Below are 269 nucleotides of genomic sequence, written 5' to 3'. Positions count from 1 at the left end.
CAATAGTGCGGTCAGCGCAACCTTTTGCGGATAGAAGCTGAGTTCTCGCTGGTCCTGATGAGTGCGATGACAAATTCGGTCTGCATCCTCGTCATGGCAATGAAGAGAAATGACGGAATCCAACCGAAGATGATTGCCATGGTGGCAACCGGGGTGCTGCCTTTATCATCTGACGCTAATGAGGCGATGCTGAAAGCAGTCCACAAGATGACGGCGAAAATAATGGATAGGGCTGGGAGACGTCGGGTTATTACTCGTAGCGGTAGCGC

Annotated in this window: 1 protein-coding gene; it reads right to left on the bottom strand. The window is 51.7% G+C overall.

Translation table 11 applies throughout. The features are described from left to right. Window positions 1-11: 11 nt before the first annotated feature. The coding region (locus tag ACPYOG_RS19615) for a DUF4282 domain-containing protein (RefSeq protein ID WP_481295795.1) at window positions 12-269 on the bottom strand (258 nt) is incomplete at its 5' end.

Source organism: Leifsonia sp. HAY1-4F, assembly GCF_056755275.1.
Note: the sequence above shows the minus strand (reverse complement) of the source record. Positions and strands in the feature narration are given on the sequence as shown.